The organism is Photobacterium indicum, from assembly GCF_003026215.1.
Classification (GTDB): domain Bacteria; phylum Pseudomonadota; class Gammaproteobacteria; order Enterobacterales; family Vibrionaceae; genus Photobacterium; species Photobacterium indicum.
Genome location: NZ_PYOC01000011.1, coordinates 96,469 through 118,008, shown reverse-complemented (window position 1 = coordinate 118,008; position 21,540 = coordinate 96,469). Strand labels below are relative to the sequence as shown.

Here is a 21,540-nt window from a genome sequence, read left to right as displayed (position 1 = left end):
TGTGGCAGGTTTGACAAACGATACCTTGTCTCGCTCCTTGCCCCTTGGTACATTTAGCGCAATTTAAAGAATTTTGAGCTTTCAGGATTAGTCGACGACTATGTTTAAAAAACTTCGTGGCATGTTTTCTAACGATCTCTCTATTGACTTGGGTACCGCCAATACCCTTATTTATGTCAAAGGACAGGGCATCGTTCTCGATGAACCTTCAGTAGTTGCTATCCGCCAGGATCGCAACGGATCAGCCAAGAGCGTTGCAGCTGTTGGCCATGATGCAAAACTGATGCTGGGTCGTACACCTGGTAATATTGCAGCAATTCGTCCTATGAAGGATGGTGTTATCGCCGACTTCTACGTGACAGAAAAAATGCTGCAGCACTTTATTAAGCAAGTGCATGACAATAGTTTCTTACGCCCGAGCCCACGTGTCTTGGTTGCTGTTCCTTGTGGTTCTACCCAAGTTGAGCGTCGTGCAATCCGTGAATCAGCACAAGGTGCTGGTGCGCGTGAAGTGTATTTGATTGATGAGCCAATGGCTGCTGCTATCGGTGCAGGTATGCCTGTGTCTGAAGCGACGGGTTCAATGGTGATCGATATCGGTGGTGGTACAACAGAAGTTGCTGTTATCTCACTAAACGGTGTGGTGTATTCATCATCTGTACGTATTGGTGGTGATCGCTTTGATGAAGCAGTAATTAACTACGTACGTCGTAACTACGGTAGCTTGATTGGTGAAGCAACGGCTGAACGAATCAAACATGAAATCGGTTCAGCTTACCCTGGTGATGAAGTACTGGAAATTGAAGTACGTGGTCGTAACCTTGCAGAAGGTGTACCGCGTAGCTTTACGCTAAACTCGAACGAAATCCTTGAAGCGCTACAAGAGCCGCTAACAGGTATCGTATCAGCAGTTATGGTTGCACTTGAACAGTGTCCGCCAGAGCTAGCATCTGATATTTCTGAGCGTGGAATGGTACTAACAGGTGGCGGTGCATTGCTTCGCGATCTAGACCGTCTACTAACAGAAGAAACGGGTATTCCAGTAGTTGTTGCTGAAGATCCGCTAACATGTGTTGCACGTGGTGGTGGTAAAGCATTAGAAATGATTGATATGCACGGTGGCGACCTCTTTAGCGAGGAATAATGCGACCCCAAGCAATCGACAAAACAGGTTATAGCGTTACATGAAACCTATATTTGGCAGAGGTCCTTCTCTGCAATTACGCCTGTTTCTTGCCATATTACTGTCGGCTAGCCTTATGCTGGCCGACAGCCGCCTTGATGCCTTTGCAAACGTACGCTATTTGCTGAACTCAGCGATTGCTCCCCTTCAATATGCCGCTAACTTACCTCGAGAAATGTTAGATGGTGTATCAAGTCAGGTGAGCTCACATCAGCGTATTTTGTCAGAAAATAAAGCACTGAAGCGTGATGTTCTGGTTATGCAAAGCGAAGTATTATTGCTTGATCAGTTAAAGCAAGAAAACCAGCGTTTAAGAGAGCTATTAGGTTCACCTTTCGTTCGTGATGAACGTAAGATGATTGCCGAGGTGATGGCGGTAGATTCTGATCCGTATAGCCATCAGGTAATGATCGATAAAGGCCGCATTGACGGTGTTTATGAAGGCCAGCCGGTGATCAACGAAAAAGGTATCGTGGGTCAAATATCGTATGTTGGTGCTCATAATAGCCGTGTATTACTATTGATCGATCCAACGCATGCCATTCCTATTCAGGTTGTACGAAATGATATCCGAGTGATCGCATCAGGCAGTGGTCAGAGTGATTTGATGCAGCTTGAGCACGTACCAAGCAGCACTGATATTGAAGTAGGTGATTTGTTGGTTTCATCGGGGCTTGGTGGGCGTTATCCTGAAGGGTATCCTGTCGCTTATGTCACCGAGTTTTCATTTGATAACAAACGTCCATTTGCGCAGATTAAAGCCCGTCCTACGGTACAATTTGATCGCTTGCGTTACTTGTTATTAGTATGGCCAACCGAACGAGAAAACATGCAAGAAGAGGTACCGACAAGTGGCGAGTAGTCGACCTAATGGCCGTATGCTAATTTGGCTTACATTTATTTTTGCATTGATTCTTCAAGCTGCCCCGTGGCCTGGAGTACTGGAATCATTTCGCCCGTCATGGGTGTTATTGATTACGTGTTATTGGGTATTGGCATTACCACACCGTGTTAACGTGGGTTCGGCACTGGTTGTCGGCTTACTGTGGGATTTAATGCTAGGTTCAACCCTCGGTGTTCGCGGGCTGATGATGTCAATACTGTGTTACATCATTGCTTTAAATTTCCAGATGCTACGGAATTTATCCTTGTGGCAGCAAGCCGTGATTATCGCCGTACTCACATTGGTGGGTAAACTGGTTGAATTCTGGGCTGAGTATTTAGTGTCAGAAATCACCTTTGACCCTCAACAATTATGGGCGATTTTGCTTAACTTCTTGTTGTGGCCATGGTTATTTTTATTATTACGTCGTGTACGTCGTAAGTTTTCTATTCGTTAGTGTTACATTGTTATTAGACAATGACGGAAGGGGAGCGTGTTTTTGCTCCCTTTTTGTTTCATGTAGTTTGGTTATGTACCGAACATCAATATTTAAAGAGTCGTTATGCCAGCAGTACAACTTTATCTCGCATCAGGTTCGCCTCGACGCCAAGAACTATTAACACAATTAGGCTATCAATTTGAACGTGTAGTGGTTGATGTTGAAGAGTGTCACCAGCCTAGTGAAACGGCAGAACAGTATGTTCAGCGATTATCGCGAGATAAAGCGATAGCTGGTGTGAAGGAAATCAATGCCACTAAAACGGCGGTAGCAACAATACCTGTTTTAGGGGCAGATACTATTGTTGTGGTTGATGAAACGATTTTAGAAAAACCGAAAGATTTTAATGATGCGCAGCGTATGTTGAACTTACTATCAGGACGTCAACATCAAGTGATGACATCTGTTACGGTAGCAACAGTAGAGCGTGAAGAAACCCAGTTAGTCGTTACCGATGTTTGGTTTAAAACCTTGTCTGAAAACGAAATAGAAAAATATTGGCAAAGTGGTGAACCACAAGACAAAGCCGGTAGCTACGGCATTCAGGGGCTGGGTGGCAAATTTATCACGCGCATTGATGGCAGTTATTATGCTGTGATGGGGCTACCTTTAGTGGAAACCGACGTCATGGTTCAGAATTTTTTAAATTTATAAGTTGAGGCAACCATGAGCATTGAGCTGCTAGTAAATGTGACGCCAAGTGAAACTCGCGTTGCAATGATTGAAAGCGGAAACCTACAAGAAGTTCATATTGAACGTGAATCAAAACGTGGCATTGTCGGTAATATCTACAAAGGTCGAGTAAGCCGTGTTTTACCCGGTATGCAAGCTGCATTCGTGGATATTGGTTTAGATAAAGCGGCATTTTTACACGCATCAGATATTGTTCCTCATACAGAATGTGTTGCTGAAAACGAGAAAAAACAATTCCAAGTTTTGGACATTTCAGAATTAGTTCGCCAAGGGCAAGACATTGTTGTTCAGGTGATTAAAGATCCTCTCGGTACGAAAGGCGCACGTCTAACGACCGACGTCACATTACCCTCGCGTTATTTGGTCTTTATGCCAGGGGCGAGCCACGTTGGTGTGTCTCAACGCATTGAAAGTGAAGAAGAACGTGAGCGTTTAAAAAAGATCGTTAAGTATCATTGTGACGATCTTGGTGGCTTTATTATTCGTACCGCGGCCGAAGGTGCGAGTGAAGATGAGCTAGGACAAGATGCTGCATTCCTTAAGCATCTATGGCGTAAAGTAATAGAACGCCGCATCAAGCTGAAGCCAAAATCGATGCTGTATGGTGAGCTGGGTTTAGCACAACGTATTTTGCGTGATTTTGTAGGCACAGAATTAGATCGTATTCAGGTCGACTCTCGTCTTGGCTTTGAAAAATTAAAAGAGTTCACTGAAGAGTTTGTCCCTGAAGTGAATGACAAAATTGACTACTATGCCGGTGAGCAGCCAATTTTTGATTTGTTCGATACCGAGAATGAGATTCAGCGCTCGCTAGATCGTAAGGTTGAATTGAAGTCTGGTGGTTACCTGATCATTGATCAGACAGAAGCGATGACAACGGTTGATATTAATACTGGTGCCTTTGTGGGCCGTCGTAACCTAGAAGAAACCATTTTTAACACTAATATCGAAGCAACCAAAGCCATTGCCCGTCAATTACGCTTACGTAACCTGGGTGGCATTATCATTATCGATTTTATTGATATGGCGATTGAAGATCACCAACGTCGAGTTCTCGCAACATTAGAGCAAGCTCTGTCTTTCGATCGTGTTAAAACCAATATCAATGGCTTTACTCAGCTAGGCTTAGTAGAGATGACGCGTAAACGCACCCGAGAAAGTATTGAACATGTACTGTGTGGTACTTGTCCTACTTGTGAAGGGCGTGGCACGGTTAAAACCGTTGAAAGCGTGTGTTATGAGATCTTGCGTGAAATTACGCGAGTGAATCGTGCTTACGATGCCGATCGTTTTGTGGTTTATGTGTCACCCGCTGTTGGCGATGTGCTGGCAGGTGACGAGTATCATGCATTGGCTGAATTGGAAGTCTTTATTGGCAAACAGGTAAAAGTGAAACCTGAGCCGCTTTATATCCAAGAGCAGTTTGATGTAGTGATGATGTAATTGATTGTAGAGGTTATCGAGTGACAACAGTTCCAGTTCGTCTGGTACGTGGATTAATGTGGCTAGTACTGACGTTGTTGGTACTGGCCGCTATTGCTATTAGTGGTCTGCGTATTTTTCTTCCTCAGCTAAACGAATTCCGTGAGCCAATCCGTCAATGGGCATCTGAGCAGGCAGGCATGAGCCTGCAAATTGATAGTGTTGAAGGCCATTGGCGCAGTATTGGTCCGTCGTTAATGCTGCAAGGTATTGATATTGCAGCTAGTGATAATTCTGAATCACTGGCGTCGGTTAGTTCGATTGATATGCAGCTTGATATCTGGCAATCAGCTTTGCAATTTCGTCCAATTTTTAAAAATATTACAATTAATCAGCTAGGTATCGATTTAACACAAATCCCAGGGCTTGACCTTTATGCTGACTCTTCTCAAAAAGTCCCGTCAAAACAACCCACAACAGCCGTTCAGAAGTTAGAACGCTTATTTTTCATTCGTCTTGGGGATTTTTCTTTAACGGATTCAAAAGTGTCGTTGTTAACCCCCGCTGGTGAAAAAAAGCAGGTGGATATTAGCGAATTGAAATGGGTAAATGTTAACGGCGAGCATCTTGCGGAAGGGGTAATCAGCATTGCTGATACGCACCTTAGCCAGCTTAAAGTTATCGCTAATTTATCTGAGAAAGGCGATCTACCGAGTTTATCTGGACATATTTATGCGCAAGCTCAGAACTTGTCGATAACGCCGTGGCTGAATAAACAATTAACAAAAGGCACCGAAATTACAAGCAGTGATATCGGCTTTGAGGTGTGGTTAGATTTATTCGATGGTGAAATAACTAACAGCCGCGTTCAAATTGAAAATAGTAAGGTTGAATGGAAAAGAGCGGATCAACTACATAGCATTCAGATCCAACAAGGTGTTGTCGCTTTAACACCAACGGCGTTGACCGATGATGTCACGGCTTGGCGAGTTGATAGTGATGATCTAAAAATTCAAACAGATAACACCCAGTGGCCTGATCTCGATCTTGTTGCGCAATGGCAGCCTGAAAAATGGATGTTGGCTGTAAATAGCCTTGATATTGCACGTTTACAGTCTTTGGCTAGCTTCTTTCCTGCGGATAACAGCGCTGTATCTATGTTGAATACGTTAAGGCCTACGGGAAATTTAACCGATATTCGCGTTGCCAGTACTGGTGAAGAGTCACCTCGTTTTTCTGCAAAACTAAAACACTTTGGTATGCAGCAATGGGAGCTTTTACCGGGCATCAGCAAGTTAGATGCTGATATTTCCGGCGATTTAGCATCAGGTAAAGCGGTTCTAAAACTGAAAGATGATGCATTACCTTATGGTGAGGTTTTTCAAGCCCCTTTAAAAATTGATAATGCGGATGTAACCGCTTATTGGCAGGTAAACGATCAAGGCTGGCGATTATGGAGTGACAAGCTGCATGTTGCGACCCCTCACTTAAAAGTCGATGGTGAGTTTCGTTTAGATTTTCCTGCAGAAAAGCCTGCATGGTTATCTTTCTATGGTGAAGCCTCGCTCAATAATGCTGGAGAGGCGTGGCGCTATTTACCTACATTAGCTTTAGGGCATGATTTAACTGATTACCTCTCTGCGGCGATTCGAGGTGGTAAAGCGGATGCTGCTCAGTTGCTTTGGTATGGAGAGCTTTCTGATTTTCCTTATAAAAACCATGAAGGAATATTTCAAGCAAAGGTGCCACTGAAAAAGGCCAAGTTTAGCTTTGATACCACTTGGCCGATATTAACTGACCTGCAGCTGGATTTATTGTTTGAAAATGATTTCATGTATCTTGATTCGCACCATGCGGTCACCATGGGTGCAACAGCCTCTCGTGTAACAGGGGCATCAGAGCTTAGCCCTGATGGGCATTTAAAGTTGACGGTGGATGTTGCTGCACAAGGGGATGCGGTACGTGACTATATGTTGGCGACGCCATTAGTCGATTCGGTTGGCGCAGCATTAACCACGGTAAAAGTGAGTGGTCCTGTTACCTCGCGCTTTAAGCTCGATATTCCGTTTGATGGTACGGATGTGAGGGCGTGGGGCACTGCTGACTTTAAAGATAATCAAATTGCAATTGAAACCCCTGCCATACAGTTAGCAAATGTTAATGGGCAATTAAGTTTTGATAATGATGTGATTAAAGCCACTGACTTAAAAGCTTTCTTACTCGAACAGCCGATCAACGTTGGTTTTAATGGCAAGAGTGTTGATACGGGTTATACCGTCGACATTGATCTTGGTGGTAATTGGCAAGTTGGTCAACTTCAACAACAATTGAATGATCCATTATTGAATCACGTATCAGGGCAGACTCAATGGCAAGGTGTCGTGGGTGTGAACCTGTACGATACGGGCTTTAATTATACGGTGGATTTACAAGCCCCACTTTCACGCATTAACAGTAATCTTCCTTACCCGCTAACTTATGAGGGGGCGCTGTCTCCCAAGCAACTTGCTACCGTAAAAGTAACTGGTAATGCTGAGGTATTATCTGGGGAAATTGTCGTACCAGATGCGAAGTATCAAGCTCAAATTAGCTTACTTCAGTCTCGCCCTGTAATTAAAAAGAGCTTTTTAAGTATCGGGAAGGGAGAGTTAAAGCCTTTGCCATTGTCTGGACATCAGGTACGAGTGAATAGTAATCGTATTAATGGCGATCAATGGATTGACTTGATTAACGAGATCACGAGCGATTTGGATCAGGCGGAAGCAACAGGCAAGAAGCAAGGCATGCCTCAAATACCGATGCCGACACAGCTGGATATTCAATTAAAGACACTTACTCTTGCATCACGAGATTGGCATGATCTTACTTTTAACGCGCAAAGGAAACTGAGCCAGTGGGGCTTTACTCTGGATAGCCGAGAGGTAAAAGGGAGTGCCGTTTGGGTTGATAATAACCCGTTAAAGTTAACGTTAGATAATGTGTTCTTGAATTTCCCCAAGCTATTATCAAAAGATAAACAGGATAAAACCAAGTACGTACCACAGCGTGATATTCCTGAAGCCACTGAGCTTGATAAAGCCCTCATGACGAATATGCCTGAGCTGGATTTACAGGTGAACAGTATGTGGTTGCAAGGCTATAGCTTGGGTAAAGTATCAGGAAAATTGCGCAAAGATAATAATACGCTGGTGCTGCAAAACCTTCAGGTGAAGTCTGGGGCGACAGCATTGAACCTTGATGCCCACTGGACATTAGACGGCGATCAAAATGAAACCCAAATAGCCTTTGATGTCGAAGGTGAAAATAGCTCTGACTTAATGGGGCGTTTTGGTATCTCGGGTGGCATTCAGGATGCTTCATTTAGCAGTTATGCATCGATTCAATGGCAAGGTTCGCCGTGGTCTATTCATAGAGAAACCTTGACGGGTGAAATCAAAACAGAAACAGGGCAAGGCATTATTAGTGGGGTTGGTGGTGCGGGTCGTTTACTGGGTTTATTCAGTCTAGATTCGATCATGAGAAAGCTGCAGCTCGATTTTTCTGGCGTATTTGATGATGGCTTAGCTTTTAATTACATCAAAGGGTCGGGGAAAATTGAGAACGGGATATTTAATAGCGACAATATAAAAATGCAGGCGTTAGCGGGTGATCTTACTATTAAAGGTTCTGCTAATTTAGTGAATGAAACGGTTAATGCTCAAGTCAGGTTTACCCCTGACTTTACATCGGGTATACCTGTATTAACGGCCTTTGCTGTTGCGCCTCAAACCGCATTGTATGTGTTTGCAATCTCAACGGCATTGTCACCCGTGTTAGATGTATTTACTCAGGTTAATTACTTGGTGAAGGGACCATTGGATTCTCCAACTGTCACCGAACGTTCTCGATTTAAAGGCGAGGTCGTCGTTCCTGAGTCAATCGATAATAAGAAATAATAGATTGATGAAATTAAGAGAAAGTAGAATTTCAGGGAGTGAGTTATGACAAAGATTGGTTTAGTGCAAATGAACTCAGGTCCCGATCCTGAGGCAAACCTTAGCCAGCTAAAAAAGAAGCTTAAAGGGTTACAATTGCAAGGTGCGCGTTTAGTCGTGACACCTGAAAATACACTTGTTTTTGGTGCTAACAGTGATTATATACGCCATGCTGAAGCCTTAGGCAATGGTCCTTTACAAACGGAACTTGCTGCTTTTGCAAAACAGTTGGGTATTTGGTTATTAATTGGGTCGATGCCCATTCTTCAGCCTGATGGTAAGATCACCTCAACAACATTATTGTTTGATGATCAAGGTGTCTGTATTGCCCACTATAATAAATTGCATATGTTTGATGTGGAGATTGAAGATAAACACCATAGTTACCGAGAGTCTGATACTTTTCAATCTGGCAATGAGATAAAAGTAGTAGAGACTCCCTTTGGTAAAATTGGGTTATCAATCTGTTATGATGTGCGATTCCCTCAAATGTATTCCGCACTACGAGAACAAGGTGCCGATATTATTGTTGTGCCTGCGGCTTTCACGAAAGTAACAGGCAAAGCACATTGGGATATCTTATTACGTGCCCGAGCGATTGAAACCCAATGTTGGCTAATTGCAGCCGCACAATGGGGTGAACATAATCAAGGTCGAGAAACCTGGGGGCACTCAATGATTATTGACCCTTGGGGGCAGGTACTAGCCTGTCAGCAACAAGGTACTGGTGTGTTAACGGCTGATATAGATTTAGATTTCAGTCAAACTATAAGAACAAATATGCCGTTGGTTGAGCACGCCCGTTTTAGTGTGCACCCGCGATAAATGACAAGAGCAGAATTAATGTCCCTGAAAACTGTAGAAAATACCATGCTAACCCAGTCGGGGTTAGGGCGTGAAGAGCTTCATAAAATCTTGAGCATGATTGCGGTTCGCGACGTGGATTATGCTGATATTTATTTCCAATCATGCTGGCATGAATCACTGGTACTGGAAGACAGTATCATTAAAGACGGTTCTTTTAATATTGACCGCGGTGTTGGTGTGCGTGCTGTTGCGGGTGAAAAAACCGGCTTTGCTTACTCGGATCAGATTAACGAGTTAGCATTAACGCAAAGTGCGAAAGCGGCGCGTGGTATTGTGCGTCAGGGTGGCAGTGCGAGTGTTAAAGCCTTTAACCCTATTTCGCCTTCAGGTATTTATGCACCAGTTGATCCATTAGGCAGTTTTGATAAATTTCAAAAAATTGCATTGCTAGAAGAGATCGACAGTTATATCCGCACTAAAGAGCCATTAATTAAAGAAGTCTCAGTCAGTATTAATGGTGTTTACGAGCAAGTCTTGGTTGCCGCTCTTGATGGTACCTACGCAGCCGATATTCGCCCGCTTGTCCGTTTATCTATCAGCGTGTTAGTTGAGAAAGGTGATAAACGTGAACGTGGTAGTGCGGGGGGCGGTGGTCGTTACGGTTATGAGCACTTCTTGCATGAAGAAGGTGGCAAGTCGGCGGCACTCAACTTTGCCGATGAAGCAATTCGTCAGGCATTAGTGAACCTTGAAGCTGAAGCTGCCCCTGCGGGTACAATGCCCGTTGTGTTAGGCAATGGTTGGCCTGGGGTATTATTACACGAAGCCGTTGGTCACGGTCTAGAAGGGGACTTCAATCGTAAAGGGTCTTCGATGTTCTCGGGTCAGATGGGGCAGCAAGTTACCTCACCACTTTGTACGATTGTTGATGATGGTACATTAGTTGATCGTCGTGGCTCGATTAATATCGATGATGAAGGTGTGCCTGGGCAATATAACGTCTTAGTCGAAGGCGGAAAGTTAAAAGGGTACATACAAGATAAGTTGAATGCTCGTCTTATGGGGGTTGCTCCTACCGGTAATGGTCGTCGTGAATCGTATGCCCATTTACCTATGCCTCGTATGACGAATACCTACATGTTGCCGGGTGAACATTCGCCTGAAGAAATTATCTCAAGCGTTAAAAACGGTATCTACGCCCCTAATTTTGGTGGTGGTCAGGTTGATATCACATCAGGTAAATTTGTCTTCTCAGCATCTGAAGCCTACTTAATTGAAAATGGTAAAATCACGCGTCCAATCAAAGGTGCGACCCTGATTGGTAGTGGTATTGAAGCGATGCAGCAAGTGTCGATGGTGGGTAATGATCTATCCATTGATCGCGGAGTTGGCGTATGTGGTAAAGCAGGGCAGAGCGTACCTGTAGGTGTCGGTCAACCGACATTGAAGATTGATTCGATGACAGTAGGCGGTACAGAGTAATTTTCTGTTACTTACTTAATTGATATAAAAATGCCAGCATCCGTTGCTGGCTTTTTTATGCTCTGATTTCAAGCATCGAACCTTGCTATATTGCCGCTAGATTAGTTTTCTAGATACAGCTCTTTCAGGTATTGAAATATTTCACGGTAAGCCTTTGCTGGCTTATTGTTTGCTTTTTCTTTGTTTGCTTGACGAGTAAGCTGACGTAAGTGCTGACGGTCTGCATCTGGGTGATCAACCATAATCGCATTGATCATGCTGTCGCCATTTTCGATTAAACGATCACGCTTTTGTTCAAGCTTCTTCAAAGCAACAGTGTGCTGTGAGTGCTTGTTACGTAGCTTATCTAGTGCTGCTTGAATCGGATCAAGATCGATATGCTTCATCACTTTACCGATGTATTGCAGCTGACGACGGCGAGCTTCATTTTTGAAGCGCTGTGCATCTTTGATCGAATCCATTAACTCTTCTTCAAGCGGGATTTTTGCTAAAGCATTCGGCGTTAGAGCAACAAGCTCTTCACCCAGCTTTTGGATATCAATCATGTCGCGTTTCATCTCGGTTTTACTTACCCAGATGATTTCTTCTTCTGGTTCCCAAGGGGCTTTTTGGTTTTTACGGCTCATAACTGGCTCACTAAAAATGCTAATGTATCTATTTTATCAGTTTACTAACGATTTTGGGCGTAAATTACATTATTCTGTAACTATCATAATTATATAACGATTAAAGCCAGATAAGTGATCCTATGGACGTAAGAGAACAGGTTGCACATCAGCGTGTTGAGCTGGAAGCTGCAGTTGCTAAAGCGTTAGAAGTTGCAGGACAGCAAGCCGATGCTGCTGAAGTTGCTATTAATAAAACCACAGGTATCAGTGTTTCCACTCGCATGTGTGAAATCGAGAGTGTGGAATTTAACAGTGATGGTGCCCTGGGTATCACAGTGTACCGCGGCCAACGTAAAGGTAGTGCTTCTACATCAGATTTGAGTGAAAAAGCCATTGCCCAAACCGTTGCTGCTGCACTTGATATCGCTCGATACACCTCAGAAGATCCCTTTGCAGGTCCTGCACCTGCAGAATTGATGGCAAAAAATATTCCAGAGTTAGATCTGTTTCACCCTGATGAACCAGAACCTGATTTTGCGGCATCGATTGCTTTTGCTGCAGAGCAAGCGGCATTAGATTTCGATCCTCGTATAAAACAAAGCGATGGTGCAAGTTACGATAGCCATTACGGAGTGCGTGTTTATGGTAACAGCCATGGCATGCTAGCGAGTTATGCTTCTAGCCGCCACAGTACGAGCTGTTGTGTGATTGCTGAAGGTAAGAATGGTCAGATGGAGCGAGACTACAGTTACACGTCTTCACGCGTAGCCTCTGAACTCTGGACGCCTGAGCGTGTAGGGCGACATGCCGCAGAGCGTACGCTTGGTCGTATTGATGCGCAGAAGTTGTCAACACGTGAAGCGCCGATTATGTTTGCTGCTGATATCGCGACGGGTTTGTTTGGTCATCTGATTATGGGTATCAGTGGTTCGAATTTATACCGTAAATCTTCATTTTTGTTAGATCAGCTTGGTGAGCAGATTTTCCCTGAGTGGTTAAATATTAGCGAGCGCCCACATATTCTTCGTGGTATGGCGAGTACGCCATTTGATAGTGAAGGCTTGGCGACGCGTGATTTAGAAATTATTACTGATGGTGTACTGCAAACCTATCTGATGACAAGTTATGCTGCGCGCAAATTAGGGCAGCAGCCAACGGGTCACGCTGGTGGCATTCATAACTGGTTAGTGAAATCGACGGGTGAAAGCTTTGAGCAGATGCTGAAAAAGATGGACCGCGGTCTATTGGTTACAGAGTTAATGGGTCAAGGCGTTAACATTGTAACGGGAGATTACTCACGAGGTGCAGCTGGTTTTTGGGTTGAAAACGGTGAGATTCAATACCCTGTCAGCGAAATTACCATTGCTGGTAACCTAAAAGATATGATGAAAAACATTGTGGCAATCGGTGCAGACACGGAAACACGTAGTCAAATCCAAACAGGCTCTATTTTATTAGACACAATGAAGATTGCTGGCGAGTAAATGCACAACAACTGATTATTTACGGCTGTGTTAATTGACTAAAAAGGGACAACGCTTTTATCTTAAGTGATAAACGTTGTCCCTTTTTATATATGAAGCTAAATATATAAAGCGAACGGTTTTCTATATTAAAAAGATCGTTGCAAGGCCAAGGAAAACCGACAGACCAACAATATCGGTGATGGTGGTTAATGCCATGCCTCCAGCAAGTGCCGGATCAATATTGTATTTTTTCAATAGTATTGGAATCGTTACACCCGCCACACCCGCCATAAAGAGGTTGGTGAGCATCGCACCGGCAATAATGGCACCGAGTACAATATTTCCTTTCCACACTACCACCACGCCGCCGATAATCGCTGCCCATAGTATGCCGTTAATTAAACCGACTCGGGCTTCTTTGCTTAGCAACCAGCGGGTGTTTGAGTCACCAATGTGTCCAACGGCTAAACCTCGAATAACCAAGGCAACAGTTTGGTTTCCTGCCACACCGCCCATAGAGGGGACGATTGTCATCAAAACAGCAATGGATGCCATTTGTGCCAGCGTTTCTTCAAACATGTTGGAAACAGATGCGGCAGCTAATGCTGCAAGAACATTGACACCGAGCCAAATACTTCGTCGACGTGCCGATTTCATTACTGGTGCGAAGGTGTCTTCGTCATCATCAAGACCCGCCATACTCATCATCGAGTGTTCAGCATCTTCTCGAATAATATCGACCACATCATCGATAGTGATACGACCGACGAGATGATTATTAGCATCAACGACTGGAGCTGAAACCCAATTTCGACGTTCGAATAAGTTAGCGATTTCGCTATCATCCATATCGACAGGAATCGCTTCATCAGCATCTTCCATAACCTCACGGATTTCGATATCAGGCTGCGTGGTTATTAAGGCCGAAAGAGAAAGGTGGCCAATTAACTTTTCTTGTTCATTAACCACGTACAAGGCATCAGTTGCTTCAGGGAGCTCCCCTTTCATACGTAGATAACGTAGAACAACATCTGCCGTAACATCACCACGAATTGTGATGAAGTCGGTGCTCATCATTCCGCCAGCGGTTTCTTCTGGGTAGGCGAGGGCTTTTTCTATTCGATGACGGTCGGTGGCATCCATTTGCGCCAACACTTCCTGATATCTCTCATCAGACAAGCTACGCAATACATAGGCGACGTCATCACTTTCCATCCCCTCGGTAACGGCTGCCAGTTTTTCTGGCTCCATTTGCGAGACGATACCGTCTTTTACATCTTCTGATAGCTCATCAAGAATCTCACCTTGCTCTTCAGGATCGGTCAGCTGCCAAAGTACCTGACGTTCTTTAGGCGGAGAAGCTTCTAAGAGGTGAGCAATATCCTCCGGTTCCATATCTTGAAGAATACGGCGGACATGAACAAACATCCCGTTCTCTAGGGCTGTGTTCACTTCTTGCAGTGTTTGATGTGTTTGATCTTGTTCTAAAGCATCCGCCATAGGCAATGGGACCTTATGAATTGATGGCGCAATAATTTGAATTTTAACGTATTACGAAGCCTGTTGTCTCACCAGATTTAAGAGGAATTAAATATTTAATGCTGGCGTTAAAACGACAATAACGATGAAGGTGTTAATAGTCGCTATAAATTACGCCTTTTACCGTCATTATCGATTCATTTGTCGATGTTTAGTGTTTATTTAACGGCTAGAACACCGATTAATTATCTTCATCAAAACCTGCTTCTATGAGGTCTGTGACAGCATTGAGCGCTTGCTCGGCATCACTTCCTTCTGCACTAACGTTGATTTGCTGACCTTGCGCCGATTCAAGCATTAATAATCCCATTACGCTGTCTGCGGTAGCACTTTTTTCATCATTACTGATAGTGACAGTTGCTTCGAAACTTTGGGTTAATTCAACCAGCTTTATGGCTGCTCTAGCATGCAGACCTAAGCGGTTTTTAATGAACAGTTCACGGCTTAATGCTGGCATTATTTACTTTCCAGTGTACGGTGGCGAATTTGTACTTGTTGTCCATCATGAAGAAAATGATCAGCGAGTTGCTGAGCCACATAGACAGAGCGGTGTTGACCACCGGTACAACCAATCGCAACAGTAAGGTAACTGCGGTTATTTTTTTCGAGCATCGGTAGCCAAGTTTCGATGAAGTTACGGATCTGGTAAATCAATTTATTGACTTCAGCATGCCCGACAAGGAATTCTTTGACCTCTTGATCTAAACCTGTTTGGGGTTTTAGTTCAGGAACCCAATGCGGATTAGGTAAAAAGCGAACATCAAATACGTAATCAGCGTCTGTGGGTAAACCATGTTTGAAGCCGAACGATTCAAATACTAATATCAGCTTGCGTGATTCACGACCCAGTACACGTGCTCGAACCGTCTCACTTAAATCATGAATCGATTTATTGGTCGTATCGATTACTAAGTCAGCGTGTTCTTTGATATCAGCGACAATCGCACTTTCAGACTGAATAGCTTGCTCTAAGCTCATATCATGTTTTGAAAGAGGGTGTAAGCGTCGAGTTTCGCTATAACGCTTCACCAATTCTTTGTCGTCTGCATCAATAAATATGACGTTAACATCCAATTTATCATCGAGTGAATTCAATGTTTTTTGGATCACGCCTGATTCAGAGGGCATGTTACGTACATCGATACTTACCGCAATATCTTGTTCGTTATTTTCAACCGTACTGATAAATTGTGGTAGTAGAGTCACGGGAAGATTATCAACACAGTAATAACCAAGATCTTCTAACACACGTAGTGCTACGGATTTTCCTGAACCAGAGCGTCCACTTACGACCATTAACTGCATGGTTAACCTACCTCAATCATTACGGGGTGTAGATAATTATGATTCATTTGTCATGATTTGATAAAGCTCTTCATCACTTTTAGCCGTTCGTAATTGTTTACAAACCTGCTTATTACTGAGCTTTTCTGCCATGCTTGAAAGGGTCTTTAAGTGCTCTTTACATTGTGCATCAGGCACGAGTAAAGCAAAAAGAAGATCGACAGGTTGGTTATCGATGGCATCAAATTGAATGGGATCCTGACACTGAATAAGAATAGCGATAGCTTTATCACTGTTTTGAATTCGACCGTGTGGGATAGCGATACCGTTACCAATTCCTGTACTGCCCATTTTTTCACGACTTAAAATACATTCAAAAAGAGGCTGTGGATTTTGGTCAAGGTGCTCAGCGGCAATCTCGCTGATAATTTCTAGGGCGCGTTTTTTGCTGGAGCAGTGAACTGCACTTTTTGTGCAGTCCAGGCTCAATACGTTACTAAGATGCATAATTAGTGACTGTTGAGCTTATCTTTATGTTTGTTTAATTGACGGACGAGTTTATCAGTCAATGAGTCTATAGCGGCATACATATTTTCAGAATCCGCTTTTGCGTGGATTTCACCACAGTTAATGTGCAAGGTAGCTTCGGCTATTTGATGTAGTTTATCTACGGTCAAAATCACTTGAACATTATTAATCTTATCGAAAAAGCGCTCTAGTTTGTCAAATTTAGTCGTGACATATTCGCGAAGAGCTTGAGTAACTTCAACATGGTGCCCAGTGATATTGATTTGCATAGACATCTTCCTTTCGTTATATCTGGTTAGATCAGACGTTTTCGTTGGTTAGATGGCGAAATCCCCAAGGATTCACGGTATTTAGCAATGGTTCTTCTAGCTACCATGATGCCTTGTTCTGCCAGTAAAGTCGCAATTTTGCTGTCACTAAGAGGTTTTGCTTGGTTTTCTGCCGCGACTAACTTTTTAACAAGTGCTCGGATGGCGGTTGATGAACATTCACCCCCGCTATCGGTATTAACATGACTTGAGAAAAAGTATTTTAATTCGAATATGCCACGTGGCGTATGCATGTACTTTTGCGTAGTAACACGAGAAATCGTTGATTCGTGCATTTCAACGTCAAGCGCAATATCATTCAGTACCATCGGCTTCATGGCTTCTTCGCCATACTCAAAGAAATCTTGCTGATGCTCAACAATACAGCGCGACACTTTTAAAAGGGTTTCATTTCGGCTTTCTAAGCTTTTAATTAACCATTTAGCATCTTGTAAATGAGTGCGGATAAATAGGCTATCAGCACTGTTGCGCGTGGTTTTGCTGAGTGCTGCGTATTGTTGGTTCACTCGAATGCGAGGTACGCTATCAGGGTTGATGGTGACTACCCACTTGCCATGATCTTTTATAACAGACACATCAGGAATGACGTATTCAGTTTCTGACGCGATAATACGATTACCAGGGCGCGGGGCTAAATTATGGATCAGTTGCATGACTGATTTGAGTTCACTTTCTTTTAATTTAGTTTCACGCATCAACTGGCGATAATCACGGTTACCCAATAAATCAATATGCTGAGTGAGCAAATGTTTCGCTTCAGTTAACCATGGCGTATCTTTGGGGAATGTTGCAAGCTGAAGCAGTAGGCACTCTTGTAAATTTCGAGAGGCAACACCTAAAGGGTCAAATTGTTGCACTCGTTTCAATACGGCTTCTACTTCATCTAACTCAACTTCTTCATCGCCCATACTTTCAAGAATGTCATCAGCTGAACAAGTCAGATAACCTCTATCGTCAACGGCATCAATGATAGCGGTCGCAATAGTTAAATCGGTTTCTGAGAAGGGCGTTAGGTGAACTTGCCACATCAAATAATCTTGAAGTGATTCCGTTGTTTCACCTTGATAGACGGGCATTTCATCATTAACAGCAATGCCGGTACTACCTGTTCCTGAACTATAAACATCATCCCAAGTTGTATCGACAGGCAGTTCTTCGGGCATTTCATGCTGCTCGATAACTTCTGATGTGTCGAATGGTTCAGGTTCTGATTGAATATTGTCTGATAAGTCAGAATCAGTCGAACCTTCTGAGTCATTCTGTTCTGAACTCATCGACTCCGTATTTTTATCACTATCGGATGAGTCGGAATCTGAATCGTTAGGGTTTTCCTCGAGCTCCAACAAAGGATTGCTGTCCAAAGCTTCTTGGATTTCTTGCTGTAGATCCAAAGTCGATAATTGCAACAAACGAATCGCTTGCTGTAATTGTGGCGTCATTGCCAATTGTTGGCCTAGCTTAAGCTGGAGCGAGGTTTTCATTCGTGTTTATACACCTTATTATTATATTTATTGTGCCTGCCATCTATTTCTAACTATAGACGGAACTGGTCACCTAGATAAACACGTTTCACATGTTCATCATTCAATACATCTGATGGTGTGCCATTTGCGATCAAATGACCTTGGCTTACAATATATGCATGCTCACAAACATCCAATGTTTCACGAACGTTATGGTCAGTAATCAGTACACCAAGCCCACGATCGCGTAAATGTTCGATGATTTTCTTGATGTCGATCACAGAGATAGGATCGACACCTGCGAATGGTTCATCAAGTAGAATAAATTTTGGGTTTGCAGCGAGAGCCCGTGCGATTTCAACGCGGCGGCGTTCACCGCCTGATAGTGCCATGCCTAAACTATTGCGGATGTGCTGAATGTTGAATTCATCTAATAATTCTTCAAGTTTATCTTGGCGTTGCTGCTTGGTGATTTCTTTACGGGTTTGCAGCACAGCCATTAGGTTGTCGTGAACCGACAAACGACGGAAAATAGAGGCTTCTTGCGGCAGATACCCAATACCCATGCGAGAACGATTGTGCATCGGCTGAAGGCTGATGTCGGTACCATCAATCGTAATTTTACCTTCATCTCGTGCCACTAATCCGACAATCATGTAAAACGAGGTGGTTTTACCTGCACCGTTTGGTCCAAGTAAGCCAACAATTTTGCCTGATTCCACTTCAAGGCTCACGTCTGAAACGACTTTACGTCCGTTATAACTTTTGGCTAAGTGTTCTGCTTTTAGTATTGCCATTGCCGCCGCTTATTTTTTATTATTGTTAAGGTTTTTAGGTTGAAGAATGGTAGTAACACGCTTTTTCTTACCACTTTCAGCAACTAATCTTTGTTCATCAATTTTATAGGTGATGACTTTACCTTGAATCTCGCTGCCTTCTTGAATCAAAATGGCTTCGTCAGTCATTTTCAAGAAGTCGATAGCTGTTTCATAACGCATTTTTAATGAAGCACCATCGATAGGTTTACCATCATCCATGATTTGATGGAAGGTTGCTGGCTTACCATAGGCATCGATAGTCTCTTGACCGTCCTGACCATTTGGGCGGGTAATCACGACTTTATCGGCACGAATGTCGATGCTGCCTTGGCGCAAAATAACATTGCCTGTAAAGGTCACGATGTTTTTTTGGATATCCAATTCTTGGTTATCAGAGTCGATATAAATTGGTTGCTCTGTATCGTTGCTTAATGCCCAGCTTGGTGTGCTTAAACACAGAAACAGCAGCGTGCTAATTTTGTAAAGCTTCATATCTACCTTTCACATTATTCAATAAGGTTGCCACGCTTCGGTCCATATTACCTTTCATTCCAGTGCCTTCGTTTTGGAAGCCAGTGCCAGTAATAACAACGTGATCTGCGGTATCAAAATCTTTGGTGATTAAATCCAGTCGTAAAGTATCTGTTTGCATAACTTTCATGATGGATTCTGGTAATAAGTTAAATATACGTACATTACCCGTCATTTGAAGGACTTGGTCTTTATCTAGTTTGGCGGTATTTGAACTGATTCGCCACTCTGTATTTTCACCATCGCGATATACCCATAATACGGGCTTATCAAAATCAGTATCACCACTTACACTAAAGTGTTCTAAATAATCAGAATCAATTTGGTAACTACGCATGCCTGATTCATTAAACGCGGTATTGGTAACAATGCTGCCCGTAAATAATGGTTTTTCAGCATCAGGTTCTACTTGAACATCATCTTTAAAGCGATCTTCAAGCAAGTAGTAGCCAAACCATGCACAAATCACAATAAGTAGTGCACAGAGTAGCCTTTGTAACGTCATATACTTAGCCCTTTATGCTGGTCTAATTCCCCTCGAGCTTCAAGAATAAGATCGCAAACTTCACGTACAGCACCATAACCGCCTTGAATGCGAGTGACAAAGTCAGCACGCTGAGCCAGAAGTGGATGGCCATCAGCAACACAAACGGATAAGCCAATTTTTTCCATTACCGGCCAATCAATTAAATCGTCGCCAATATAGGCTGTATGTTCAGCATCAATGTTGAGGTTTGCAATAATATCGTTATAAGCCGAAATTTTATTATCTTGCCCTTGATAGATGTGTTTGATTCCCAAGGCGGTCATACGATTTTCTACAATCGCAGATTGACGACCTGTAATGATCGCAATTTCAATGCCTGCATTCATTAGGGACTTAATGCCATAGCCGTCACGGGTATGAAAGGTTTTTAATTCTTCACCATCATTACCCATGTAAATACGGCCATCTGAAAACACACCATCAACATCACAAATTAATAAACGAATATTTTTCGCTTTTTGATAGTTGGTTAAGCATACCGGACCATAAATTGTATCGACTTGATCTGTCATTACATTACTCCGGCTTTTAATAAATCATGCATATTTAATGCACCCACTAATTGGCCATTTTCAGTGATAAGCAATCCATTGATCTTGTTATCTTCCATCAATTTTAAGCCTTCTGCTGCTAATACATTTGCCTCAATGGTTGATGGGTTGCGTCCCATCACATCACCAATCGCGGTATTATGAATGTCTACGCGCTTATCCAGTAAGCGACGTAAATCACCATCAGTGAAAATACCCGTAAGTTGCTGCTCACTATTGACCACTGCCGTCATGCCTAAGCCTTTACGTGATACTTCAAGTAGGGCGTCTTTAATGGTGGCAGCTTCATCAATAATAGGAAGCAAGTCGCCAGTGTGCATAACATCAGCAATACGCAGAAGTAATTTTCGGCCTAAAGCACCACCAGGATGTGATAATGCAAAATCATTAGCAGTAAAGCCACGCGCTTCCATTAGTGCGATTGCCAAGGCATCACCCATTGCTAAGGTTGCCGTTGTACTGGATGTAGGTGCTAGATTCAGCGGACAAGCTTCTGCAGCAACAGTGATCTGCAAATGGACTTGCGAGAACTTTGCCATGCTCGACTCTGGTTTACCTGTCACGCTGATCAATGGAATGCCAAGGCGTTTTATAACGGGTAATAGTGATAAAATTTCACCGGCTTCGCCAGAGTTTGAGATTGCTAGAACGACATCACCTTTTTCAATCATCCCAAGATCACCATGGCTGGCTTCACCTGGGTGAACGAAGAAAGAAGGGGTGCCAGTACTTGCTAGCGTTGCGGCGATTTTATTGCCGATATGACCCGATTTACCCATTCCCATGACGATGACTTTGCCGTGGCTACTTAAAATGAGTTCACAAGCCTGAGTAAAACAGCCATTAATGTATTGGGAAATCTGCTGTAATGCCGCAATTTCAATTTCTAAAACTTTACGGCCATGGGCGCAAAAATCAAACTTCTCTGACATG

Annotated in this window: 21 protein-coding genes; 9 read left to right on the top strand and 12 right to left on the bottom strand. The window is 43.2% G+C overall.

What is annotated here, in order from left to right; genetic code table 11:
• The first annotated feature begins 100 nt into the window (after positions 1–100).
• The 8 genes from C9J47_RS21840 (at position 101) to tldD (ending at position 10,943) form a co-directional block, all read left to right on the top strand.
• The gene (locus C9J47_RS21840) at positions 101–1,144 is read left to right on the top strand and encodes a rod shape-determining protein (RefSeq protein WP_006232401.1); all 1,044 of its coding nucleotides are present in this window, start codon (positions 101–103) and stop codon (positions 1,142–1,144) included.
• Between the two features lie 40 nt (positions 1,145–1,184).
• Positions 1,185–2,045: a rod shape-determining protein MreC gene (mreC, locus tag C9J47_RS21835; RefSeq protein WP_107243691.1), complete on the top strand. Its 861-nt coding sequence runs from the start codon at positions 1,185–1,187 to the stop codon at positions 2,043–2,045.
• Complete coding sequence (gene mreD, locus C9J47_RS21830) at positions 2,035–2,523, top strand: rod shape-determining protein MreD (protein WP_107243692.1); 489 nt, start codon at positions 2,035–2,037, stop codon at positions 2,521–2,523. Before mreC ends, mreD begins: the two co-directional genes overlap by 11 nt.
• 105 nt (positions 2,524–2,628) lie before the next feature.
• On the top strand, positions 2,629–3,219 hold the full coding sequence (locus C9J47_RS21825; protein WP_107255390.1) for a Maf family protein: 591 nt from the start codon (positions 2,629–2,631) through the stop codon (positions 3,217–3,219).
• Between the two features lie 12 nt (positions 3,220–3,231).
• Positions 3,232–4,701: a ribonuclease G gene (gene rng, locus C9J47_RS21820; protein ID WP_107243694.1), complete on the top strand. Its 1,470-nt coding sequence runs from the start codon at positions 3,232–3,234 to the stop codon at positions 4,699–4,701.
• 20 nt (positions 4,702–4,721) lie between these two features.
• Complete coding sequence (locus C9J47_RS21815) at positions 4,722–8,615, top strand: YhdP family protein (RefSeq protein WP_107255389.1); 3,894 nt, start codon at positions 4,722–4,724, stop codon at positions 8,613–8,615.
• Positions 8,616–8,660: 45 nt separating this feature from the next.
• Positions 8,661–9,479 carry a carbon-nitrogen hydrolase family protein gene (locus C9J47_RS21810; protein ID WP_107255388.1) on the top strand — a complete coding sequence of 273 codons (819 nt, stop codon included), beginning with the start codon at positions 8,661–8,663 and terminating at the stop codon, positions 9,477–9,479.
• Between the two features lie 18 nt (positions 9,480–9,497).
• Positions 9,498–10,943, top strand: coding sequence for a metalloprotease TldD (tldD, locus tag C9J47_RS21805; RefSeq protein ID WP_107255387.1), 1,446 nt, complete (start codon positions 9,498–9,500; stop codon positions 10,941–10,943).
• A 101-nt stretch (positions 10,944–11,044) separates the two neighbouring features.
• Here tldD and yjgA read toward each other — a convergent pair whose 3' ends face one another.
• Positions 11,045–11,569, bottom strand: coding sequence for a ribosome biogenesis factor YjgA (gene yjgA / locus C9J47_RS21800; protein WP_107255386.1), 525 nt, complete (start codon positions 11,567–11,569; stop codon positions 11,045–11,047).
• A 122-nt stretch (positions 11,570–11,691) separates the two neighbouring features.
• Here yjgA and pmbA point away from each other — a divergent pair, with 122 nt between their 5' ends.
• Positions 11,692–13,035, top strand: coding sequence for a metalloprotease PmbA (gene pmbA, locus C9J47_RS21795; protein WP_107255385.1), 1,344 nt, complete (start codon positions 11,692–11,694; stop codon positions 13,033–13,035).
• 123 nt (positions 13,036–13,158) lie between these two features.
• Here the strand turns inward: pmbA and mgtE are convergent, their stop codons facing one another.
• From mgtE to C9J47_RS21740, 11 genes are all read right to left on the bottom strand, one after another.
• Positions 13,159–14,517, bottom strand: a complete 1,359-nt coding sequence (gene mgtE, locus C9J47_RS21790; protein ID WP_006232411.1) for a magnesium transporter — start codon at positions 14,515–14,517, stop codon at positions 13,159–13,161.
• Positions 14,518–14,737: 220 nt separating this feature from the next.
• The gene (locus C9J47_RS21785; protein ID WP_107255384.1) at positions 14,738–15,013 is read right to left on the bottom strand and encodes an HPr family phosphocarrier protein; all 276 of its coding nucleotides are present in this window, start codon (positions 15,011–15,013) and stop codon (positions 14,738–14,740) included.
• On the bottom strand, positions 15,013–15,861 hold the full coding sequence (rapZ, locus tag C9J47_RS21780; protein ID WP_107255383.1) for an RNase adapter RapZ: 849 nt from the start codon (positions 15,859–15,861) through the stop codon (positions 15,013–15,015). The genes C9J47_RS21785 and rapZ overlap by 1 nt, the downstream gene beginning before the upstream one ends.
• 36 nt (positions 15,862–15,897) lie before the next feature.
• Positions 15,898–16,347, bottom strand: coding sequence for a PTS IIA-like nitrogen regulatory protein PtsN (ptsN, locus tag C9J47_RS21775; RefSeq protein WP_107255382.1), 450 nt, complete (start codon positions 16,345–16,347; stop codon positions 15,898–15,900).
• 2 nt (positions 16,348–16,349) lie between these two features.
• Complete coding sequence (hpf, locus tag C9J47_RS21770; RefSeq protein ID WP_107255381.1) at positions 16,350–16,637, bottom strand: ribosome hibernation promoting factor; 288 nt, start codon at positions 16,635–16,637, stop codon at positions 16,350–16,352.
• Positions 16,638–16,663: 26 nt separating this feature from the next.
• Positions 16,664–18,178, bottom strand: coding sequence for an RNA polymerase factor sigma-54 (locus tag C9J47_RS21765; protein ID WP_107255380.1), 1,515 nt, complete (start codon positions 18,176–18,178; stop codon positions 16,664–16,666).
• A 53-nt stretch (positions 18,179–18,231) separates the two neighbouring features.
• Complete coding sequence (gene lptB / locus C9J47_RS21760) at positions 18,232–18,957, bottom strand: LPS export ABC transporter ATP-binding protein (protein ID WP_006232417.1); 726 nt, start codon at positions 18,955–18,957, stop codon at positions 18,232–18,234.
• Positions 18,958–18,966: 9 nt separating this feature from the next.
• Complete coding sequence (gene lptA, locus C9J47_RS21755) at positions 18,967–19,470, bottom strand: lipopolysaccharide transport periplasmic protein LptA (RefSeq protein ID WP_107243704.1); 504 nt, start codon at positions 19,468–19,470, stop codon at positions 18,967–18,969.
• Positions 19,451–20,014, bottom strand: a complete 564-nt coding sequence (gene lptC / locus C9J47_RS21750) for an LPS export ABC transporter periplasmic protein LptC (protein WP_107255379.1) — start codon at positions 20,012–20,014, stop codon at positions 19,451–19,453. Before lptC ends, lptA begins: the two co-directional genes overlap by 20 nt.
• The gene (gene kdsC / locus C9J47_RS21745; protein WP_107255378.1) at positions 20,011–20,568 is read right to left on the bottom strand and encodes a 3-deoxy-manno-octulosonate-8-phosphatase KdsC; all 558 of its coding nucleotides are present in this window, start codon (positions 20,566–20,568) and stop codon (positions 20,011–20,013) included. The genes lptC and kdsC overlap by 4 nt, the downstream gene beginning before the upstream one ends.
• Positions 20,568–21,539 carry a KpsF/GutQ family sugar-phosphate isomerase gene (locus C9J47_RS21740; RefSeq protein ID WP_107243707.1) on the bottom strand — a complete coding sequence of 324 codons (972 nt, stop codon included), beginning with the start codon at positions 21,537–21,539 and terminating at the stop codon, positions 20,568–20,570. Before C9J47_RS21740 ends, kdsC begins: the two co-directional genes overlap by 1 nt.
• Position 21,540 lies beyond the last annotated feature (1 nt).

Coding starts and splice junctions, on each gene's coding strand:
- C9J47_RS21740 (WP_107243707.1), bottom strand. CDS start 21,539: ATGTCAGAGAAGTTTGATTTTTGCGCCCATGGCCGTAAAGTTTTAGAA.
- ptsN (WP_107255382.1), bottom strand. CDS start 16,347: ATGCATCTTAGTAACGTATTGAGCCTGGACTGCACAAAAAGTGCAGTT.
- mgtE (WP_006232411.1), bottom strand. CDS start 14,517: ATGGCGGATGCTTTAGAACAAGATCAAACACATCAAACACTGCAAGAA.
- rapZ (WP_107255383.1), bottom strand. CDS start 15,861: ATGCAGTTAATGGTCGTAAGTGGACGCTCTGGTTCAGGAAAATCCGTA.
- lptC (WP_107255379.1), bottom strand. CDS start 20,014: ATGACGTTACAAAGGCTACTCTGTGCACTACTTATTGTGATTTGTGCA.
- tldD (WP_107255387.1), top strand. CDS start 9,498: ATGTCCCTGAAAACTGTAGAAAATACCATGCTAACCCAGTCGGGGTTA.
- C9J47_RS21765 (WP_107255380.1), bottom strand. CDS start 18,178: ATGAAAACCTCGCTCCAGCTTAAGCTAGGCCAACAATTGGCAATGACG.
- C9J47_RS21785 (WP_107255384.1), bottom strand. CDS start 15,013: ATGCCAGCATTAAGCCGTGAACTGTTCATTAAAAACCGCTTAGGTCTG.
- rng (WP_107243694.1), top strand. CDS start 3,232: ATGAGCATTGAGCTGCTAGTAAATGTGACGCCAAGTGAAACTCGCGTT.
- lptA (WP_107243704.1), bottom strand. CDS start 19,470: ATGAAGCTTTACAAAATTAGCACGCTGCTGTTTCTGTGTTTAAGCACA.
- hpf (WP_107255381.1), bottom strand. CDS start 16,637: ATGCAAATCAATATCACTGGGCACCATGTTGAAGTTACTCAAGCTCTT.
- pmbA (WP_107255385.1), top strand. CDS start 11,692: ATGGACGTAAGAGAACAGGTTGCACATCAGCGTGTTGAGCTGGAAGCT.
- C9J47_RS21825 (WP_107255390.1), top strand. CDS start 2,629: ATGCCAGCAGTACAACTTTATCTCGCATCAGGTTCGCCTCGACGCCAA.
- lptB (WP_006232417.1), bottom strand. CDS start 18,957: ATGGCAATACTAAAAGCAGAACACTTAGCCAAAAGTTATAACGGACGT.
- C9J47_RS21810 (WP_107255388.1), top strand. CDS start 8,661: ATGACAAAGATTGGTTTAGTGCAAATGAACTCAGGTCCCGATCCTGAG.
- yjgA (WP_107255386.1), bottom strand. CDS start 11,569: ATGAGCCGTAAAAACCAAAAAGCCCCTTGGGAACCAGAAGAAGAAATC.
- mreC (WP_107243691.1), top strand. CDS start 1,185: ATGAAACCTATATTTGGCAGAGGTCCTTCTCTGCAATTACGCCTGTTT.
- C9J47_RS21840 (WP_006232401.1), top strand. CDS start 101: ATGTTTAAAAAACTTCGTGGCATGTTTTCTAACGATCTCTCTATTGAC.
- kdsC (WP_107255378.1), bottom strand. CDS start 20,568: ATGACAGATCAAGTCGATACAATTTATGGTCCGGTATGCTTAACCAAC.